Below are 20,931 nucleotides of genomic sequence, written 5' to 3' on the forward strand. Positions count from 1 at the left end.
GGCGAGGGCGGTGGTGACGGGGCCGGCGATGGCGCCGCCGGTGAAGGCGAGCCCGGCAGCGGTCAGGGCGGTCTTACGCAGGATGTCGGTACGCATGATGGCAGCACCTTTCGATCGGGGGTACGCGGGACGCGCGGGGGAGCGGCGTGCCGCGAGGGGGGAGTCAGAACGGATCGCTCCGGCGGTGGGGGGCCTGCTCGGGCGTCCGGGATGTCTCAACGACCCGGGTCGGCCAGTCATTCCGCCGGCCGCTCGGGCCACCGTGGCGCGGGGGAGCGCCGTGGGTATGCCATGTTCAACGACCCGCACCGGCCCACGATTCCGCCGCCGAGGTGGCGCCGGCCACGGGACGCACCGGACAGCGGCGACATCCAGGCACGGACCCGGACACCGCGAAGCGGACAAAACTCCCACGACTCCGAGCCCGCCGCAGTCCGCCGCAGTCCGCCGCAGTCGGTCGTCGAGTGCAGCATGGGGCGGCGGGCGCGTTGTCGAGCTGATGTCGTAGACGACTCACGCTGCCCCGACGACACGAACCGCGACTTCTTTCCGCGCCAATCTCCACGCCTCTCCGGCCTGGGACGGACGGCCACCGCTGAATCGTCTACGACATCAGCTCGACAGCGCCCGAGGAGCGCATCCGTCCGCCTGTCCGCGTGCCCGCCAGCAATGGGCACCACGGCAACCGGCGGTACCTGCCCTGCGTGACGCGTCAGGTGGAACCGCCTGACCCCGAGATCGAGAGGCATCCGCGACGGCGATGGCGACGGCCCGTGACCGTCACGGCACCCGTGACCGCCACGGTGTCCGCGACCGCGACCGCGACCGCGACCGCGACGGCAGCGGCGACCGCCACCGCCCCGTCCCTGCGCCGGGCACGGCGGGCCACACCCGTCGGTGCCCGCTCTCGCGTCCGTCCGCTGGGCTCCTACCGGAGATCTTGGTGAGAAACCGCCCCTCCAGGGGCCATCTCGTACCAAGATCTCCACCGGTGATCCGGTGATCCGGTGATCCGGTGATCCGGTGATCCGGTGATCCGGTGATCCGGTGATCCGGTGGACCCGTGAACCCGGGTGACCCGGTAACCGGGGTGAGCCAGTTGACCCGGTGACGACCGCGATGGCGGCGGCGACCGCCACCGCGGCGGGGATGGGGGCGTCGGGCGTGGGCGTCAGGCGGACGGGCCTGGCGCGGGGGCCTCCTCGGGACCGGTCTGGGTGGGGATGGCCGTTTGCGGCGCGCTGGGAGTCGGGTGGTCGGCCTGGGTGGGGATCGCCGCCTGCCGCTTTGTGGGAGTTGGCCGCTCGGCGGGCCAGGGGATCTCCGGCGAGCGGTGGAAGGCCATGCCGGCCGCGGCCCAGCGCGGGCCGTGGCCGGCCAGCCGGTCGCGGAACCCCGCCCAGTCGTGCGTCGCGCGGGGCGACCAGCCCAGCTCGGCGATCGCGGGCAGGCGCGGGAAGAGCATGAACTCGACCTCGGCCCGCGAGGTGACCGACTCGGTCCACAGCGGCGCCTCCACGCCGAGCACCGCGTCGGCCGGCACGCCGGCCACGTGGGTGCCGGGATCCCAGTCGTACGCCCGCCGCACGTCGATCATGCCGGCCCAGTCGTGCCCGATGGGGGTGTCCGGGGCGTACTTCATGTCGAGGTAGGCGTGGTTGCCGGGGGAGAGCACGAGTCGCGCCCCCCGGTGGACGGCGTCCGCCGTGACCGGGTCCTCGCCCTTGGTGCCCCACCACTGGAGCACCCGCCCCTCGGCGTGCGCGACCGGCGCGATCTGGTGCCAGCCCACCACCGTCTTGCCGGTTGCGGCGACGACGCGCTGGGTCCGCTCGACGAAGGCCGCGTACGCGTCGGGACGTACCTTGAACGCCTCGTCGCCCCCGATGTGCAGCCACGGCCCGGGGGTGAGCGCCGCGATCTCGCCCAGCACGTCGGCGACGAACTCGTACGTCCGCTCGTTGGTGGGGTCGACGTAGCTGAAGCCGACCTCGGTGCCGGTGTACGGCGGCGGCGCGACACCGTCCGGAGCCAGCTCGCCGTACGCGGTCAGCGCGGCGTTGGTGTGCCCCGGCAGATCGATCTCCGGCACCACGGTGACGTGCCGCTCGGCGGCGTAGGCGACGATCCGCCGGTAGTCGTCGCGCGTGTAGTGCCCGCCCGGGCCGCCGCCCACCTCGACCGCCCCGCCGACCTCCGCGAGCCGGGGCCAGGAGTCGATCGCGATCCGCCAGCCCTGGTCGTCGGTGAGGTGCAGGTGCAGGTGGTTGAGCTTGTAGCGGGCCAGGTGGTCGATCACCCGCAGCACGTCCGGTACGCCGAAGAAGTGCCGGGCCACGTCGAGCATCGCCCCCCGGTAGGAGAACCGGGGCCGGTCGGTGATCGAACCGCCGGGCAGCGCCCAGTGCTCGGCGACCGGCAGCGGACTCTCGATGGTGGCGGGCAGGAGCTGCCGCAGCGTCTGTACGCCGTGGAAGAGCCCGGCCGGGGTGGCGGCTTCGATCCGTACGCCGTCGGGCGTCACGTCGAGCCGGTAGCCCTCCGGCCCGTGGTCGGCGGAGGCGGCCAGCGTCAGGGTGATGCCGCCGGCCGGCTCCGGCCGGGTGGCGTCGGTCACCGGCAGCGGGTAGCCGGTGGCCGGACGGAGCAGGGCGGCCAGCTGACCGGCGACGGCGCGGGCGTCGTCGCCGCTCACCCGGATCGCCGCGTCGGGAGTGAGGACGAAGTCGGCGCCCGGGACCGGCGTGACCCGCTCCGGGGCGGGCACGACGTCGCCCAGCCGGACCCGGGCCGGCGGGACGGGCCGGTCGTCGGCGGCCCCGGACGGCGGGGCGGGCCGGTCGTCGCTGGCCCCGGACGGCGGGGCGAGCAGGTCGTCGGCGGCCCGGGTGGCCGCCCGGGCCAGCTCGGCGGCGGCCGGTTCGTGGACCGGCAGGGCGTGGTGGCCGGGCTCCCGCTCGTCCACCCCGGCGGCGCGGGACGGGTCGAGCGGCTCCGGGGCGGCGGTGGGAACGGCTGGCACGGCGTCGGCTCCGAGGGGTGTATTTGCGGCGGTTATGGCAAAGGTGAGGTTCACCGAAAAGCGTGCGGCCAAGGATACGAGGCGGAGCCGGAAATGCGTGATCGTGCGCGTGGAAGCGTTCCCAAAAACCGGTACGAACGCGGATAGTCGGGATGGCTGTGCCTATTGTCACCGAACGGTCCCGAGCCCCTCGATGTTCGCTTAGCCTTCGCCCACCGGCCGGCTTGGCACCGGGATTGCCGGTGGCCCGTCCCGGGGTATGAGAGCGACTGAACCTTCGTTAAGTGTCGGACCGGCGCGCGTGGGAGGGCTCTGGTGGCAAAGCAGGAGACGGTGGAACACAAGTACGTGTACGCCTTCGCCGAGGGCAACAAGGATCTCAAGGAACTGCTCGGTGGCAAGGGGGCCAACCTGGCCGAGATGACCAATCTCGGCCTGCCGGTCCCACCGGGCTTCACGATCACCACGGAGGCCTGCAAGGCGTACCTCGCCACGGGGGAGGAGCCGGACGGCCTGGCCGACCAGATCGCCGCGCACCTCGCGTCGCTGGAGCAGGCGATGGGCAAGCGCCTCGGTGACCCGGAGGACCCGCTGCTGGTGTCCGTCCGCTCCGGCGCCAAGTTCTCCATGCCCGGCATGATGGAGACCGTCCTCAACGTCGGCCTCAACGACCGCAGCGTCCAGGGGCTCGCGCGACAGGCCAGCGGCGCGGACGCGCAGACCTCCGGCGGCGCGGACCGGTTCGCCTGGGACTCCTACCGCCGCCTGATCCAGATGTTCGGCAAGACGGTGTGCGAGGTGCCGGGCGAGGAGTTCGAGCACGCGCTCGACGACGCCAAGCGGGCCAAGGGCACCCACGACGACCTCGACCTCGACGCCGACGACCTGCGGGGGCTGGTCGACGCGTACAAGAAGATCTTCTTCAAGCACACCGGGCGGGAGTTCCCGCAGGAGCCGCGCGAGCAGCTCGACCTGGCCATCCGCGCGGTCTTCGAGTCGTGGAACGCCGAGCGCGCGGTGCTCTACCGCCGCCAGGAGCGGATCCCGGCCGACCTGGGCACGGCGGTCAACGTGGTGGCGATGGTCTTCGGCAACCTCGGCCCGGACTCCGGCACCGGCGTCGCGTTCACCCGCGACCCCGCCAGCGGCGCCCAGGGCATCTACGGCGACTACCTGGCCAACGCCCAGGGCGAGGACGTGGTCGCGGGCATCCGCAACACCGTGCCGTTGCAGGAGCTGGAGCGGCTGGACAAGAAGTCCTACGACGAACTGCTCGGCATCATGGCCCGGCTGGAGGGCCACTACAAGGACCTCTGCGACATCGAGTTCACCATCGAGCGCGGCAAGCTCTGGATGCTCCAGACCCGCGTCGGCAAGCGCACCGCCGCCGCGGCGTTCGTCATCGCCGGACAGCTCGTCGACGAGGGCCTGATCGACCTCGACGAGGCGCTGCACCGGGTCAACGGCGCGCAGCTCGCCCAGCTGATGTTCCCCCGGTTCCGGCTCGACCACGAGTTCCAGCCGGTGGCGAAGGGCATCGGGGCGTCGCCGGGCGCGGCGTCGGGCAAGGTGGTCTTCACCTCCGCGCGCGCGGTCGAACTGGCCGCCGAGGGCGAGTCGGTGATCCTGGTCCGGCGCGAGACCAACCCCGACGACCTCAACGGCATGATCGCCGCCCAGGGCATCCTCACCTCGCGTGGCGGCAAGACCAGCCACGCCGCCGTGGTGGCGCGGGGGATGGGCAAGACCTGTGTCTCCGGCGCCGACGAGATCGAGGTCAACGTCCCGCAGCGCCGGTTCGTCGTCGGCGGGCAGACCGTCGTCGAGGGCGACGTCGTCTCGATCGACGGCACCACCGGCAAGGTCTACCTCGGCGAGGTGCCGGTCATGCCGTCGGAGGTGGTGCAGTACTTCGAGGGCAGCCTCGACCCCGAGCACGTCGACAATCCGCTGGTGCGGGCCGTACACCGGATCATGTCGCACGCCGACGGCAGGCGGCGGCTGGCCGTCCGCACGAACGCCGACACCGGCGCGGACGCCGCCCGGGCCCGGCGCTTCGGCGCGGAGGGCATCGGCCTGTGCCGCACCGAGCACATGTTCCTCGGCGACCGGCGCGAGCTGGTCGAGCGGCTGATCCTGGCCCGGGACAACACCGAGCGGGAGGCCGCGCTGGCCGCGCTGCTCCCGTTGCAGCGCGCCGACTTCGAGGAGATCTTCCGGGAGATGGACGGGATGCCCGTCACCGTCCGGCTGATCGACCCGCCGCTGCACGAGTTCCTGCCCCCGCTGGAGCAGCTCGCGGTCAACGTGGCGGTCGCCCAGGAACGCGGCGAGGACGTGGCGCAGGAGGAGGCGCTGCTCGCCGCCGTCCGGCGGATGCACGAGGAGAACCCGATGCTGGGCCTGCGTGGCGTCCGCCTCGGCCTGGTCATCCCCGGTCTGTTCGCCATGCAGGTCCGGGCGATCGCGGAGGCCGCGGTCACCGTCACCCGCAGCGGCGCGGTGGCCCGGCCGGAGATCATGGTCCCGCTGGTCGGCGCGGTGCAGGAGCTGGAGACGGTCCGCGCCGAGGCCGAGAAGATCATCGCCGAGGTGGTCGGGGACAGCGGCGTCGAGGTGCTGATCGGCACGATGATCGAGGTGCCCCGGGCGGCGCTGACCGCCGGCCAGATCGCCGAGGCGGCGCAGTTCTTCTCCTTCGGCACCAACGACCTGACCCAGATGGGCTGGGGGTTCTCCCGCGACGACGTCGAGGGCGCGTTCTTCTGGCGCTACCTGGAACTGGGCATCTTCGGCATCTCGCCGTTCGAGTCGATCGACCGCGACGGCGTGGGCCGGCTGGTGCGCATCGCCGCGGAGGAGGGCCGGGCGGCCCGGCCGGAGCTGAAGCTCGGCGTCTGCGGGGAGCACGGGGGCGACCCGGAGTCGGTGCACTTCTTCCACGAGGTCGGCCTGGACTACGTGTCCTGCTCGCCCTTCCGGGTGCCCGTCGCCCGGTTGGAGGCCGGCCGCGCGGCGGTGGAGACGGACGGCTCCGACAGCCGCTGACGCGCGAGGACGACAGGCCGGCGGCGGACCCGGGGGAGCGGATCCGCCGCCGCTGCCGTGCGGGCGGCCCGTGCCGGCGCGACCGCACCGTGGGTCGGGAGGCGGTCGTGGACCGACTCCCGGGGGTTGCTCAGACCGGCGGGCGGCGCCAGGTGTGGGGGGTGACGCGCCGGGGCAGCCTGCCGCCCGAGGTGCGGGCCGAGAGCCGGGCGTGCGCCTCGGGCACCGTCGCCGCCCCGATCAGGCGGCTGGTGTCCAGCACCGAGCCGGTGCGCCGGGCCACCGCCCGCGCGTCGGCGTGCAGCTCGTCCAGGTCGGCGCTGGCGTCGGCGACCAGCGTCAACAGGGCGTTGCGCCCGGCGGGATAGGTGACGACGGCGCCGGTCGACGTGCGGACCACCGATTCCCGGAACTCGCCGTGCCGCACGGTGTCGGCCACCCGGTGGCCGAGGCCGAAGCTGGCCGCCGCGAGCGCGGCCAGGTGGGTGGCGTCCGTCGTCGGCAGGTCGCTGGAGATCAGCAGGCCGTCGGTGCCGGCCAGCACCGTGCCCGCCACCTCCGGGCGGCGCCGGCGCAACTCCGACAGTTCCGTTCCCATCATCGTGTCCGCGTTCACGGGCGTCTCCCCACCGTCGGGCCCTCAGTCTGGTCACGTTCCGCGCTGGGAACGCTACCGCCGGCCATGCCGGACCGCGATCCCGTAACCGTCGGCGATCGGCCGACAACTCTCGCCTGTTCGGAGGTTGCGTAGCCGTCGGGCGCGCGCCGGCGGCGCGCCGTTCGCGGCGCGCGGGCGTAACCTGATCGGCATGAGCAGCGCCTGGGAGAGCCTGACCGTCGACGCCCGGGACCCCGCCCGGCTCGCCCGCTGGTGGGCTGAGGCGCTGGGCTACCAGGTGGTCACCGAGCAGCCGGACGAGGTGGAGATCCGCCGGTCCGCCGACCGGCTGCCGGGCATCGTCTTCGTACCGGTGACCGACGAGAAGACGACCAAGAACCGGCTGCACATCGACCTGCGTCCCGACGACCGGGAGGCCGAGGTCGAGCGGCTGGTCGACATGGGGGCCCGGCACGTCGACGTGGGACAGGGCGACAGCGGGTGGACCGTGCTGGCCGATCCGGAGGGCAACGAGTTCTGCGTGCTGCGGCAGCGTGAGGACTGAGCCTGCCGGGCCGGACGATCCGGACGTCGCCCGCTGGGTCGAGGAGCCGCCGAAGGACACCGGTCACGGGCGGTCGGCGTACGAGCGGGACCGCGCCCGGGTGCTGCACTCGGCGGCGTTCCGGCGGCTGGCCGCGAAGACCCAGGTGCACACGGCCGGCACGGACGACTTCCTGCGTACCCGGCTGACCCACTCGCTGGAGGTCGCGCAGATCGCCCGCGAGATGGGGGCCCGGCTGGGCTGCGACCCGGACGTGGTCGACACCGCGGGGCTCGCCCACGACCTCGGTCACCCGCCGTTCGGGCACAACGGCGAGGACGCGCTGGACGACCTCGCGGCCGGGTGCGGCGGCTTCGAGGGCAACGCGCAGACGCTGCGGGTGCTGACCCGCCTGGAGGCCAAGGTGGTGGCCCCGGACGGGAGGTCCGCCGGCCTCAACCTGACCCGGGCCTCGCTCGACGCGGTCAGCAAGTACCCGTGGACCCGCCGCCGGGAGCAGCGCAAGTTCGGGGTGTACGACGACGACCTCCCGCTCTTCGCCTGGCTGCGCACGGCCGGCCCGGGTGACGACCGGCGCTGCCTGGAGGCGCAGGTGATGGACTGGGCGGACGACGTCGCGTACTCGGTGCACGACGTCGAGGACGGCATCCACGGCGGGTACGTGACGCTGCGTACGCTGCTGCGCGACCCCGACGAGCGGGCCGCACTCTGCGCCGACGTCGCCGCCACGTACTCCGGCGAGTCCCCGGCCGACCTCGGTGACGTGCTGCTGGAACTGCTCGACGACCCGGTGCTCGCCCCGCTGGCCGGGTACGACGGCAGCCACCGCGCGCAGGCGGCGCTGAAGGCCACCACCAGCGTGCTGACCGGCCGCTTCGTCTCGACGGTGGTGGCGGCCACGCAGGAGCGGTACGGTCCCCGGCCGCTCCGCCGCTACGCCGCCGACCTGGTGGTGCCCCGGCGGATCCGGGCGCAGTGCGCGCTGCTCAAGGGCATCGCCCTGCGGTACGTGATGCGTCGACCCGGCGCGGGGGACCGCTACCGGCGGCAGCGGGAGGTGCTGGCGGAGCTGGTGCACGCGCTGGCCGACCGGGCGCCGGACGGGCTGGATCCCGTCTTCGCCCCGCTCTGGTCGGCCGCGCCGGACGACGCGGCCCGGCTCCGGGTGGTGGTCGACCAGGTGGCCTCGCTGACCGACCCGGCGGCTGTCGCCTGGCACGAGCGGGTGGTGCGCGGTGGGCGCGGGCACCCGCCGACGGCGGATCAGGGATGGGCAGGCGCGCGGACTTAGGCTAGCCTAACCGGCATGACGGAGCGCCCCATCAAGGTCACCACCGCCCGGGTACTGCGCACCGAGCGGCCCACCCCCCACGTCGTCCGGCTGGTGCTCGGGGGTGAGGAGCTGGCCGGCCTGCCGGTGGGCGAGTTCACCGACCACTACATCAAGATCGTCTTCCCGGCGCCGGGGACGGGGTACCCGATCCCGGCGGATCTCAACGCGCTCCGCCGTGACCTGCCCCGGGAGCAGTGGCCCCGGCTGCGCGCGTACACGGTGCGGGCCTGGGACGCGTCGGTCGGCGAGCTGACCGTCGACATCGTGCACCACGGTGACGTCGGGCTGGGCGGGCCGTGGGCGGCCGCGCTGCGCCCCGGCGACCCGGTGCCCTTCGTCGGCCCCGGCGGGGAGTACGCCCCCAGCCCCGACGCCGACTGGCACCTGCTGGTGGGCGACGAGAGCGCGCTGCCGGCCATCGCCGCCGCCCTGGAGCGGCTGCCCGCCGGCGCCCCGGCCACCGTCTTCGTCGAGGTCGCCGACCCGACCGAGGAGCAGCCGCTGGCCAGCCCGGGCGCGGTGCGCCTGACCTGGCTGCACCGGGGCGACCGCCCGGTCGGGGAGGCCCTGGTCGCGGCCGTCCGCGCCCTGGAGTTCCCGCCCGGCGACGTGCAGGCCTTCGTGCACGGCGAGGCCACCTTCGTCAAGGAGTTGCGCCGCCTGCTCCGCGTCGAGCGCGCCGTGCCCCGCGGGCGGCTCTCCATCTCCGGCTACTGGCGCCGGGGCATGGACGACGAGGGCTGGCGCGCCAGCAAGCCCGACTGGAAGCGGCAGGTGGAGGCCGAGGAGGCCGCCGCCGTCCCGGCCTGACCGACCCCTGCCGGGCAGGTTCGCCCGATATCGCCGTGTGCCGCCCTCCTGCCCAGCAGGATGGGCAGGGGGTGGCGCATGAGCGGGCAGGTACGGGACCAGGCCGTGGGCGGGATCGACCGCACGGTGCTGACGCTCAGCGTCGGCGGCGTACTGGCCGTGGTGGCGTGGGGCGTGCTGGCCCGGGGCTCCCTGGCCGGCTTCGGCGAGTCCGGGCTGGCCTGGGTCATCGACACCTTCGGCTGGTTCTTCGTGGTGGCCGCCGACGCCTTCCTGGTGCTCTCGGTGATCATCGCGGCGACGAAGTTCGGCCGGATCCGGCTCGGCGCCGACGACGACGAGCCGGAGTTCAGCACGCTGGCCTGGGTGGCCATGATGTTCAGCGCCGGCATGGGGATCGGCCTGGTCTTCTTCGCCGTAGCCGAACCCATCCAGCACTACGCCGCGCCTCCGCCGGCCACCGGCGTCGCACCGCAGACCGGCGCGGCCGGCGCGACGGCGATGCAGTACACCCTCTTCCACTGGACGCTGCACCCCTGGGGGATCTACGCGGTCGTGGCGCTCGCGCTGGCGTACTCGACCTTCCGCAAGGGCCGGGAGAACCGGATCTCGGCGGCCTTCCATCCCGTGCTCGGGGATCGTGCCGACGGCGCGGCCGGGCGCGCGATCGACCTGCTGGCCGTCTTCGCCACCGTGTTCGGCTCGGCGACCAGCCTCGGCCTCGGCGCGCTCCAGGTCGCCGCCGGCCTCGACCTGGTGGCGGGGATTCCGGACACGACCGCGGTGGAGCTGGTGGTGATCGGCGCGCTCACCCTGGCCTTCGTCATCTCCGCCTTCTCCGGGCTGCACCGGGGCATCAAGTGGCTCTCCACCACCAACGTGCTGTTGGCGGTGCTGCTGATGCTCTTCGTCTTCGCGGTCGGGCCGACCATCTACACGCTGGAGGTCCTGCCGGCCTCGGTCGGCGACTACCTGAGCAACCTGGTCTTCATGTCCACCCGCACCGGGGCCTTCTCCGATCCGTCCTGGCTCGGCTCCTGGACGATCTTCTACTGGGCGTGGTGGATCTCCTGGGCGCCCTTCGTGGGCACCTTCATCGCCCGCATCTCCCGGGGCCGCACGGTCCGGCAGTTCGTCGTCGGGGTGCTGCTGGTGCCGAGCGGGGCCAGCGCGGTCTGGTTCGCCGTGATGGGCGGGAGCGGGCTGCGGGCGCAGGCCACCGGAGCCCGGGACCTGGTCGCCGACGTCGGGGCGGGCACCGAGCAGGCTCTCTTCGGCCTGCTGGACGCGCTGCCGCTGGCGACGTTGACCAGCGTGCTGGCCATGGTGCTGATCGCGCTGTACTTCGTCACCAGCGCCGACTCGGCGTCCCTGGTGCTCGGCTCGCTGACCTCCCGGGGCGCGCTGCGCCCGCACCGCGTGCTGGTGGTGGTCTGGGGCGTGCTGATCGGCGCGGTCGCCGCCGTACTGCTGCTGGTGGGCGGGCTGGACGCGCTGCAACAGGCGACCATCCTCGTCGCCCTGCCCTTCGTCGTGGTGATGCTCGGCCTGGCCGTCGCGCTGGTCCGGGACATGGCCCGGGACCCGGCGGTCAACCCGCCGCCGCGGGTCCGCCGCTCCGGCCTGGCCGCGGCCGTCCGGGCGGCCCGGTCGTACGACGAGGAGGACCCGCCGCCGGTGCGGCGCTACCTGCGGCGCCCGCGCTGAGCCGGCGCAGCGCCGCGCCGGGCGGCCGTGACCCGGCCGGGCGGGGGCGGCCGTCGCGGGCGCGAGCGCCGAGGTGACGGCGGTGGTCGCCACACGCGGCGTCCCCCGGCGGCACGGCGTCGGTGCGGCAGGGCAGGATGTACGCCGAGGGGGTGGCGGACATGGCTGGGCGGATCCGGGACGAGGACATCGCGCTGGTCCGGGAACGCAGCTCGATCGCCGACGTCATCTCCGAGACGGTGACCCTGAGGTCGGCCGGCAGCGGCAACCTCAAGGGGCTGTGCCCGTTCCACGACGAGAAGAGCCCGTCGTTCAACGTCTCGCCCGCCCGCAACGTCTGGTACTGCTTCGGCTGCGGCGCCGGCGGCGACGCGATCAAGTTCCTGATGGACGCCGAGCACCTCAGCTTCGTCGAGTCGGTCGAGCGGCTCGCCGACCGCGCCGGCCTCCAGCTGCGCTACGTCGAGAACGACTCCGCCGCGCCGCGCCCGCGCCCGCAGCAGGGGCAGCGGCAGCGTCTCGTCGCCGCGCACGCCGCCGCCGTCGAGTTCTACCGCGGCCAGCTCACCACCGCCGGCGCGCGTCCGGCCCGGGAGTTCCTGGCCCGGCGCGGCTTCGACCGGGCCGCCGCCGAGCGTTACGGCTGCGGCTTCGCACCCGACGCCTGGGACCTGCTCACCAAGCACCTGCGCCAGCAGGGCTTCAGCCACGACGAGCTGGTCACCGCCGGGCTGTCCCGCCCGTCGCGCTCCGGCACGCTGATCGACCGGTTCCGCCGCCGGCTGATGTGGCCGATCCGCGACCTGACCGGCGACGTGATCGGCTTCGGCGCCCGCAAGCTCTTCGACGACGACGACGGCCCGAAGTACCTGAACACCCCCGAGACGCCGATCTACAAGAAGTCGCACGTCCTCTACGGGATCGACCAGGCCAAGCGGGAGATCGCCAAGCAGGGCAAGGTGGTGGTGGTCGAGGGCTACACCGACGTGATGGCCTGCCACCTGGCCGGGGTCCCGACGGCTGTGGCGACCTGCGGCACGGCGTTCGGCGGGGACCACATCGGGGTGCTGCGCCGGCTGCTGATGGACACCGACGACGTGGCCGGCGAGATCATCTTCACCTTCGACGGGGACGCCGCCGGCCAGAAGGCCGCCCTGCGCGCCTTCGAGGACGACCAGCGCTTCGTCGGGCGTACCTTCATCGCGGTCAGCCCCGACAACATGGATCCCTGCGACCTGCGGCTGGCCAAGGGCGACCTGGCCGTCCGCGACCTGGTGGCCCGCCGCGAGCCGCTTGTCGACTTCGCGCTGCGGCACGTGATCAACCGCTTCGACCTCGACACCGTCGACGGCCGGGTCGAGGCGATGCGCCGGGCCGCGCCGCTGGTCGCCAAGCTCAAGGACCGGGAGAAGCGCCCGGAGTACGTGCGCAAGCTCGCCGGTGACCTCGGCATGGAGATCGAGCCGGTGCAGCGGGCCGTGCTCGCCGCCGCGTCGCCCACCCCCGGCCGGGAGGCCGCGCCGGCGCCCCGACCCGCCCGGCCGGAGCCGGTCGTCGACAACCCGCACTCGATGGTCGAGCGGGAGGCGCTGAAGCTCGCCCTCCAGGAGCCGGTGCTGGCCGGGCCGATGTTCGACGCGGTCGAGGCGTCGGAGTACCGGCACCCCGTGCACGTGGCGGTGCGGGCGGCCGTCGCGGCGGTCGGCGGGGTCGCCACGGCCACCGGCGGCGCGGTCTGGATCGAGTCGGTCCGCGACGCCTGCGAGGACCTGGCCGCCCGGGCGCTCGTCGGCGAGCTGGCCGTGGAGCCGCTGCGCATCGACGGCGAGCCCGACCCGCGCTACGTCTCGGTCACCATGGCCCGGTTGCAGTGGGGCTCGGTGACCAGCCGGATCAGGGACCTGAAGTCCCGGATCCAGCGGATCAACCCGGTCAACAACAAGGACGAGTACTTCGCCGCCTTCGGGGAGCTGCTGTCGCTGGAACAGCACGCCCGGGCGTTGCGCGAGCAGGCCGCGGGAGGACTGTAGATGGGACTGTTCCGCCGCAAGCCGAAGCTGCCCGCGGCCCAGCGGCCGCCGCTCGCCGCCGAGGAGCGGGTGCTCGCCTGGGCCGCCGTCGGCGACGGCCAGGGCGACGGGGTCGTCGTGGCCAGCAACCTCGGCCTATGGCTGCCCGGCCGGGCGGAGAGGCTGGGCTGGCACGACATCCTCAAGGCGGTCTGGTCCGGCCGGCAGCTCACGGTGACCCCGGCCGAGGTGTCCGCCGAGCGCGACGGCTACCTGGTGGTGGCCGACGGCCCGGCCGAGAGCCACCTGCTGCTCGACCCAGGGGAGCTGCCGCACCAGGTGCGGGAGCGGGTCACCCGGTCGGTGGCGTACACGCAGCACCGCCCGGTGCCCGGCGGCGCCGGCCGGGTCGCGGCGCGCCGGGTGCCCGGGGTGGACGGCCTGACGTGGACGGTCCGTCTCGACCCCGGCACCCCGGCCGACGACCCCGAGGTGCTCGCCGAGACCGACCGCCTCGTGGCGGAGGCCCGCGCCGCCACCGCCCCGGCGGACGTCTGACCGGCGCGGGTCACCCGCGCTGGTAGAACCGCGCGGCCCCGGGGTGCAGCGGGATCGGGTCGGTGCCCGAGGCGCTCTGCTGGGTGAAGTTGCCGGCCTCGGGGTGCACCTTGACCAGGTCGGCCTGGTAGGCGAAGAGCAGCCGGGTCAGGTCGTACGCCAGCTGTTCGGGCATGTCGGCGCTGACCAGGATGACGTTCGCCACCGTGACCGTCGGCGTGCCGCTCCTCGTCTTGTAGACCTCCTTCGGCAGCTCCGCCGTGGTGTAGACCGAGCCGTGGCGCGCGGTGAGCGGCTCCATCAGGTCGACGATCGGCAGCAGCGCGTACCTGCCGGGTGCGCTGGCCAGCAGGTCGGCGATGCCCGGCGTGGGCAGGCCACCCGAGAAGAACATCGCGTCGAGCGTGCCGGCCCGCATCCGCTTCACGGTCTCCGGCAGGGAGAGCGTGGCCCGGACGACGTCCCGGTCCGGGTCGAGGCCGGCGGCGGTCAGCAGACGCCCGGCGATGATGTCCGTGCCGGACTTCGGCGAGCCGGTGGAGACCCGCTTCCCGCGCAGTCCCGACAGCCTGGTGACCTTCGCGTCGGCGCGGACGATGACGTGGGTGTAGTTGCTGTAGACCCGGGCCAACGCCCGCACCGGCTGGGGCTGGCCGTCGAAGGCCCCGCGCCCCGCGGCGGCGTCGGCCGCCGTGTCGGCGAGGCTGAAGGCGATCTCCATGTCGCCGCTGGCCAGGCGGTTGATGTTCTCCACCGACGCGCCGGTCGGCTCGGCCCGTGCCTCGTAGCCGGGCAGGTGCCGGCTGATCACGTCCGCGTAGCCGCCGCCGAGCTGGTAGTAGACGCCGGTGGTGTTGCCGGTGGCGAGGAAGATCCGGCCACCGTGCCAGGGCTGCGGCCCGGCCTCGGTCGCGCCGCAACCGGCGACGAGCACGGCCGCCAGCAGGGCCGCCAGCAACCGGGAGGACCGTCCGATCACGCCCGGACCGCCGGCTCCAGGGCCTCCGCCACCCGCTGGACCAGCATGGCGGTCTCGTAGCCGATCTGGCCGAGGTCGCAGCCGGGCGCGGCGAGCACCCCGACGAGCGCGCGCTCGCCGACCGCCATCACCAGCATCACCCCGCCGTCCATGTCGACGATCTGCTGGCGTACGCGGCCCGCCGACATCAGCCGGGCGGCACCGACGGTCAGGCTGGCCAGGCCGCTGATCACGGCGGAGAGCTGGTCCACCTGGTCGGGCGCGAGGTGGGGTGAGGCCGCCAGCCGCAGCCCGTCGCCGGAGACCGCGAGGGCGTGCGACACGTCCGGCACCTGTTCGGCGAAGTTGGCCAGGAGCCAGTCCAGGCCGGCGCTCACGGATGGGGTCATGGGATTCTCCTGGGGGGTGTCGTCTGGGTACGTCGGGTCGCCGCGGCCACTCCCTCGGCGAGCGAGGACAGCCGGGACCGCACGACCTCGGGGTCGAGCAGGTCGCCCGCCGGCCGCGCCGTCGGGGCCTCGTGCAGCGCGGCCGGCAGCTGGCCGCCCCGGGTGCGGCGTGGCAGCCCGGCCCCGGTGAGCGGGGGCGGCGCGGGCGGGGCCGACGCGGGACGGGACGGCGGCATCGCGGCGCCGCCACCCGACCCGGTCGGGCGCGCGCCGAGCACCGGGAGCGTGATCGTCGGCGCGTGGTGGACGCTGGTCAGGTCGGGCAGGGTGGCGGGACCGCCGGCCCCGGTCCGGGGCCGGAACCAGGCCGTCTGGGCGGGGACGACCGGCGCCTGCGTACGCACGGGCGGCGGCGCCTGCGCGGGCACCGTCCGGACGGGTGGCGCCGGCGCGCGCACCTGCGGGGCGGCCTGCGCGGGGGCCCGTACCTCCGGGGCGGTACGCGGGGCGACGTCCTCGACGCGGGTCAGTGCCGACTCCGGGATCTCCACCTGCGCGACGGTGCCCGCGCCGCTGTTGCGCAGCTGCACCCGCACCCCGTGCCGGGCCGCCAGGTGGGCCACCACGTGCAGGCCCATGCTGCCGGCGGAGGCGCTGGAGAGCATCGCGGGGGCGAGCAACCGCTCGTTGATCGAGGCGAGGCGGCTGTCGCTGATGCCGATGCCCTGGTCGTGCACGCGCAGCGTGAGGCCGTCGATCGTGCGCCGGCCATCGACGTGCACCGGGGAGTTCGGCGGGGAGTAGACGGTGGCGTTCTCCAGCAGCTCGGCGAGGAGGTGGACCAGGTTGCCCACGGCGGCCCCGTGCACCGCGGCGGTCGGCACGTCGACCTCCACCCGCGGGTAGTCCTCGATCTCGGAGGCGGCCGCCCGCACCACGTCGGCGAGCAGGTGGGCGCCGTCGTGCGTACGGCCGGGCTCGCCACCCGCGAGCACCAGCAGGTTCTCGCCGTTGCGCCGCATGCGGGCGGCGAGGTGGTCCAGCGCGAAGAGCCGGGCCAGCGCGTCCGGGTCGGTCTCCTCGCGTTCGAACTCGTCGAGCAGCCGCAGCTGCCGGGTGATCAGGGTACGGATGCGCCGGGCCAGGGCCTCGGCCATCCGGGTCACGTCCATCCGCACCTCGGCCTGTTCACCGGCCAGGCGCAGAGCGGCCCGGTTCACCGTGTCGAAGGCCTGGGCGACCTGGGCGATCTCGTCCCGGCCCTGCCCGATGCCGGCGGTCAACCGGGTGGCCGCGCCGTCGGTCGGCGCGCCGTCACCGGAGGCGATGGCGGTGATCCGCTCCGGCAGCTCGCGGTGCGCCATGGCGAGCGCCGCGACCCGCAGCCGGCGCAGGCGACGGCTGGTGCGGACGGCGAGCAGCACGGCGGCGGTCAACGACGCCAGCGCGACGGCGGTGGTCGCGCCACCGGTGACCAGGGCCCGCCGCTGGGCGTCGCGGGCCAGCCCGGCGGCCTTGCGGTCGAGTTCCTCGGAGAGTTCCCGGCCGAGCAGGTTGTAGCGCCGGATGGCCCCGCTCTGGGCCACGTACCAGGCGTCGCCGTCGGTCCTCAGCCCGGCGGGCTCGGACTCCACGTTGAGCGCGCTGTCGCGCATCCGGCGGGCGGTGGAGACGTCGGTCCCGGCCACCAGCCGGGTGTACGCGTCCGCCGCCGGCCGGCCCGCGATCCGGGAGAACTCGGCCTGACGCTGCTCCTGCGCGCCCCGCAACTGGCCGAGGCGGACCAGTTCCCCGTTCACCAGCGCGCCCCGCACGAAGACGGCGCGGAGCAGGTCGCGTTCCACGGCGGCGAGGTGTTCCTGGGCGGCCACGGCCGCCACCTCCCGGGCCCCGTTGGCCAGCTCCCGGTCGCGCAGCTGGGCGGGCAGCGCGTCGGCGACGGCGAGCAGCGACTCGACAAGCGAGAGGTAGGCCGGGTCGGCGGTGGTGCCGCCCAGCGCGGACCCGCGGGCCGGTTCGAGCTGGCCGAGCTGCGCGTCGGCGCCGTCGAGCACCTGGCGCAGGTCGGGGGCGGCGCGGCGGGCGTCCCGGCTGGCGCCGCGGTAGCGCTCGACGGACGCGTCGACCCGCCGTCGCTGCGCGTCGACGAGGGGCCGTCCGCTGCTGCCGCCCCGCTGGCGCAGGGCCGCCGTCTCGCCGAGTTCCCGTTCCAGCTCGTGCACGAGGCGCACGGTGGCCGTCGCGGTGCCGGCCAGCACCCGGGCGCGGTCCGCGTCGTCGGAGGCGTCCAGGGCGGTGGCGGTCTGGGCCGCCCCCAGCACCACCAGGCCGACCGTGGCCACCAGGATGGGCGCGAGCAGCTGGGTGCGTACCGACCACAGCCGGTCGGTGTGGTCGGCGGGCCGGTGGTGCCGGCGTACGCGGCCGGGGGTGGGGAGCGACACTCGGGCCCTCCGGGGTCAGGTTCGGGGGCGCCGGGCCCGGGCGCGAGGCCCGGACCCGGCGCCGGGGATCAGCGTGCGCCGAGGTCCTGCAACGCCTTGTCCGCGCCGCGGTGCAGCGGTACGGGGTCGGTCTTGCGGGCGTTGTCCAGGCTGATGCCCTTGGCGGCCGGGTTCGCCTGGGCCAGGGCGTCCTTCTTGTCGAACACCGTCCGGGTGATCGCGCAGGCCACGTTCGCGTTGAGGTCCTTGCGGACCAGCAGCACGTTCGGCACCACGATGGTCGGGGTGTCCGCGGCGGTCTTGTAGACGTCCGCGCGGATGGTCCCGGCCTGGTACGCCGGGTTGAGCTCGGTCATCTTGGGCAGCAGCGGGGTGATGTCGATGAACTTCACCTTGTCCCCGGCGGTGGTGAACAGGTCGGTCAGCCCGCCCGTGGGCACCCCGCCCGACCAGAACAGCCCGTCGACGCTGCCGTCCTTGACGCCCTCGACGCTCTTGGTCAGGTCGAGCCGCTGCGCCTGGACGTCCTTGGCCGGGTCGAGGCCGGCGGCCTCCAGCAGCCGGTTGGCGATGACCTCGGTGCCGGACTTCGGGGAGCCGGTGGAGATCTTCTTGCCCTTCATGTCGGCGACCGAGTTGATCCCCGAGTCGGCCCGGACGACGACCTGCGTGTAGTTGTCGTAGATCCGGGCGAGCGCCTCGACCGGCTGCGGGGCCGTGAAGCTGCCCTTGCCCTGCACCGCGTTGACCGCCGTGTCGAACAGCGAGAAGGCGACGTCGTACTGTCCGCCGACGAGCTGTTCGATGTTCTGCACCGAGGCGCCGGTCTCGGCGGCGGTGCCGGTCAGCTTGCCCTCGGTCGCCCCGGAGAGCTGACCGGCCAGGGCGTTGCCGACCACGTAGTAGACGCCGGTGGCGTTGCCGGTGGCGATGCCGACGCGGGTGCTGTCGGTGACCTTGCAGGTGATCTCACTGGCGGCGTCGTCCTTGGTCGCGCCGTCCTGACGGCCTCCGCAGCCGGCGGTGCCCGCGGCGACGAGGGCCAGCGCGCCAACCCCCGCGGCGAGCCGCATGTTGATCCGTCTCACTGTTTTTCCTCCCCATGGTTCACCGTTGGTACTGCTGACGGCCCGCCGTTCCGGCCGGCGGATCCGCGTCTGACGAGCACGCCCGCCACCATGACGGCGGCCAGGGCGGCGCCGATCGCGACGGGCACGGGTTCGAGCCAGAGCAGCGTGAGCCCGGCGAGCGCGCCGACGATCCGCTCCGGCGTGCCGGCCGGGCCGACGCCGGGCAGCCAGCCGCCCGCCGCGACCGCGAGCACGGCGACGCTGAGGGCGGCGACCGTCGCGGCGACGGCTATCCGCTGCGGGCCCCCGATGCCGAGCAGCCCGAGGCCGGTCGGGGTGACCACGAAGGCGAGCGGGATGAGGTAGGCCGGCAGGGCGTACCGCAGGGTCTGCCACATGGTCGGCACCAGCCGGCCGCCGGTCACCGCGGCGGCGGCGACCGCGGCGAGCGCGGTCGGCGGGGACGCCTCGGACAGCACCGCGAAGTAGAAGACGAACATCGCCGCGGCGGGCGCGGTGACGCCCAGGTCCAGCAGGGCCGGGCCGATGATCACCCAGCCGATCACGAACGACGCGGTGACCGGCACGGCCAGGCCGAGCAGGGTGAGGGCGACGGCGGCGAGCAGCGCGGTGAGCGCCAGCACCACGGCCGGCTCGGAGCTGACGGCCTGGGCGCCGCTGACCAGCAGCGCCGCCGCCTGGGGGCCGAGGCCGGTCTTGGTGGTGGTGGCGGTGATGATGCCCGCGGCGGCGCAGACCGCGCTCACCGCGAGGACCCCGCGCACCCCGGCGCTGAGCGCGGCGAGCAGGCGGGGCGGGGTGAGCCGGTGCCGACGGTCGAGGAAGGACAGCACGGCGGCCAGGATGGTGGCCAGCACCACGGCCTTCGTCGCGGAGAAGCCGACGGCCAGCAGCCCGACGATCGCGAAGAGCGAGAGGAAGTGGTAGCCGAACCGGGCCAGCAGCCGGCCGGCGGAGGTCGTGTCGATCACCACCGGCCGCACGCCCGAGCGCCGGGCGTCGATCTCGACCGCGAGGAGGATGCCGAGGTAGTAGAGCACCGTCGGGACGGTCGCCCAGCCGAGCACCTGGAGGTACGACACGCCGAGGTACTCGGCGATGATGAAGGCCGCCGCGCCGAGGGTGGGCGGGGAGAGGATCGCCCCGACGCCGGCCGCGGCGAGCATGCCGCCCGCCCGCTCCGGCGGGTAGCCGGCGCGGCGCAGCACGGGCCAGGTGACCGCGCCGATGCTGACGGTCGTCGCCGCGCCGGAGCCGGAGACGGTGCCGAGCAGGAACCCGGAGGCGACGGCGGTGCGCCCGGCGGCCGTGCGCGAGCGCCGGAAGGCGGCGGCGGAGAGCTCCACGAAGAACCGGCCGGCCCCGGAGAGGTCCAGCACCGCGCCGTAGATGGTGAACAGCACGATGTACGTCGCCGCGACGTCGAGCGGGGTGCCGTAGAAGCCGCTGTCGGAGTTGTAGAGGCCGTCGACGATCTGCCCGAAGTCGAGGCCGGCGTGGGCCACCGGCCAGGACTGGGGCAGCAGCCCGCCGTAGTAGCCGTAGCCGAGGAAGACCACGCAGACGGCCGGCAGGATCCAGCCGGTGGTGCGCCGGCACGCCTCCAGCAGCAGGATCAGCAGGACGGTGCCCATCGCCACGTCCACGCCGACGAGCAGGCCCTGCCGGTCGAGGAAGGCGTCGTACCCGCCGCCGCCGTCGCCCAGGTCGACGGGCAGCACCGGGTAGAGGCAGCTGACCAGCGCCGCGCCGGCCAGGATCCAGTCCGGCAGGGTGGGGCCCCGGCGCGTGGGGCGCTCCGCCGGTACCGCGTCGCCCGGCCCGGTCGCGTCCGTGCGGCGCAGCCGCCGGGGCAGGCGCAGATCCGCCGGGTAGGCCAGGAAGACCATCGGCAGGATGCCGGCCAGGAAGATGACCAGGTAGAACTTGCTCCCCTGCGGCAGCGGGTAGAACACCTGCCAGAGGGCGAGCAGCGCGATCGCCAACGTCGTTCCGGTGACCAGCACGCCGATCGGCCCGGCGAGTTGCCGCCCGGGCTTTTCGTCCTCGAACTGCGCGGCGAGTTCCCGTGGATCGGGCGCGGCACCGTCTGGATCGGACCGATTGTCCGTCTCGGGCGGCAACGGAACCGGACCGCCATCCGGGGTGGACTCGGGGCCCACGGTGGACGGCTGCGGGGCGGGTTCGCCGGAGGAACGCACTGGTGGCACGAGGGGGCACGATACGCGAATTAGATACCGGGCGGAACATTGCTGATCATGATTGCAGCCAGTAATTAATTGGGACTCATGATTACGCAGAGAGACTGTAATTGGGTCCAGATATGCGGCAGGATGCACGCCCTGATTGGTAAGAATGCGGCAAGCCGGGAGCGGGGC

14 protein-coding genes are annotated in these 20,931 nt (G+C 74.1%); 7 read left to right on the top strand and 7 right to left on the bottom strand.

The features are described 5' to 3' along the window. Positions 1–1,171 precede the first annotated feature (1,171 nt). The gene (locus RM555_RS12085) at positions 1,172–3,022 is read right to left on the bottom strand and encodes a beta-N-acetylhexosaminidase (protein ID WP_396888743.1); all 1,851 of its coding nucleotides are present in this window, start codon (positions 3,020–3,022) and stop codon (positions 1,172–1,174) included. A gap of 315 nt (positions 3,023–3,337) precedes the next feature. Between RM555_RS12085 and ppdK the strand changes: the two genes are divergently transcribed. Beyond that, on the top strand, positions 3,338–6,070 hold the full coding sequence (gene ppdK / locus RM555_RS12090; RefSeq protein WP_311411825.1) for a pyruvate, phosphate dikinase: 2,733 nt from the start codon (positions 3,338–3,340) through the stop codon (positions 6,068–6,070). Between the two features lie 130 nt (positions 6,071–6,200). On the opposite strand, the gene RM555_RS12095 is transcribed toward ppdK, so the two are convergent. Further along, positions 6,201–6,686 (bottom strand): roadblock/LC7 domain-containing protein, encoded by a 486-nt coding sequence (locus tag RM555_RS12095; RefSeq protein ID WP_311411826.1) that lies wholly within the window; start codon positions 6,684–6,686, stop codon positions 6,201–6,203. A 193-nt stretch (positions 6,687–6,879) separates the two neighbouring features. On the opposite strand from RM555_RS12095, the gene RM555_RS12100 reads away from it, so the two are divergent. From RM555_RS12100 to RM555_RS12125, 6 genes are all read left to right on the top strand, one after another. After that, a complete protein-coding gene (locus RM555_RS12100) occupies positions 6,880–7,233 on the top strand; it encodes a VOC family protein (RefSeq protein ID WP_311411827.1) in 354 nt (117 codons plus the stop codon). Further along, positions 7,223–8,524 carry a deoxyguanosinetriphosphate triphosphohydrolase gene (locus tag RM555_RS12105; protein ID WP_311411828.1) on the top strand — a complete coding sequence of 434 codons (1,302 nt, stop codon included), beginning with the start codon at positions 7,223–7,225 and terminating at the stop codon, positions 8,522–8,524. Before RM555_RS12100 ends, RM555_RS12105 begins: the two co-directional genes overlap by 11 nt. A 15-nt stretch (positions 8,525–8,539) precedes the next feature. Next, on the top strand, positions 8,540–9,376 hold the full coding sequence (locus tag RM555_RS12110; RefSeq protein WP_311411829.1) for a siderophore-interacting protein: 837 nt from the start codon (positions 8,540–8,542) through the stop codon (positions 9,374–9,376). Between the two features lie 78 nt (positions 9,377–9,454). Beyond that, entirely contained in the window at positions 9,455–11,083 is a 1,629-nt protein-coding gene (locus RM555_RS12115; protein WP_311411830.1) for a BCCT family transporter, read from the top strand. A 137-nt stretch (positions 11,084–11,220) separates the two neighbouring features. Continuing rightward, the gene (gene dnaG / locus RM555_RS12120; RefSeq protein WP_311411958.1) at positions 11,221–13,113 is read left to right on the top strand and encodes a DNA primase; all 1,893 of its coding nucleotides are present in this window, start codon (positions 11,221–11,223) and stop codon (positions 13,111–13,113) included. After that, on the top strand, positions 13,114–13,650 hold the full coding sequence (locus RM555_RS12125) for a hypothetical protein (protein WP_311411831.1): 537 nt from the start codon (positions 13,114–13,116) through the stop codon (positions 13,648–13,650). A 10-nt stretch (positions 13,651–13,660) separates the two neighbouring features. Here the strand turns inward: RM555_RS12125 and RM555_RS12130 are convergent, their stop codons facing one another. The 5 genes from RM555_RS12130 to RM555_RS12150 all read right to left on the bottom strand — a co-directional run bounded on the left by RM555_RS12130 (position 13,661) and on the right by RM555_RS12150 (position 20,763). Next, positions 13,661–14,629 (bottom strand): TAXI family TRAP transporter solute-binding subunit, encoded by a 969-nt coding sequence (locus RM555_RS12130; protein ID WP_311411832.1) that lies wholly within the window; start codon positions 14,627–14,629, stop codon positions 13,661–13,663. Next, positions 14,626–15,018 (bottom strand): roadblock/LC7 domain-containing protein, encoded by a 393-nt coding sequence (locus RM555_RS12135; protein WP_121400267.1) that lies wholly within the window; start codon positions 15,016–15,018, stop codon positions 14,626–14,628. Before RM555_RS12135 ends, RM555_RS12130 begins: the two co-directional genes overlap by 4 nt. Then, complete coding sequence (locus RM555_RS12140; RefSeq protein WP_311411833.1) at positions 15,015–17,462, bottom strand: nitrate- and nitrite sensing domain-containing protein; 2,448 nt, start codon at positions 17,460–17,462, stop codon at positions 15,015–15,017. Before RM555_RS12140 ends, RM555_RS12135 begins: the two co-directional genes overlap by 4 nt. Positions 17,463–17,530: 68 nt before the next feature. Next, positions 17,531–18,550 carry a TAXI family TRAP transporter solute-binding subunit gene (locus tag RM555_RS12145; RefSeq protein ID WP_311411834.1) on the bottom strand — a complete coding sequence of 340 codons (1,020 nt, stop codon included), beginning with the start codon at positions 18,548–18,550 and terminating at the stop codon, positions 17,531–17,533. Then, a complete protein-coding gene (locus RM555_RS12150; protein WP_396888744.1) occupies positions 18,547–20,763 on the bottom strand; it encodes a TRAP transporter permease in 2,217 nt (738 codons plus the stop codon). The genes RM555_RS12145 and RM555_RS12150 overlap by 4 nt, the downstream gene beginning before the upstream one ends. Positions 20,764–20,931: the final 168 nt, after the last annotated feature.

The organism is Micromonospora reichwaldensis, assembly GCF_031845925.1.
Taxonomy (GTDB): domain Bacteria; phylum Actinomycetota; class Actinomycetes; order Mycobacteriales; family Micromonosporaceae; genus Micromonospora; species Micromonospora reichwaldensis.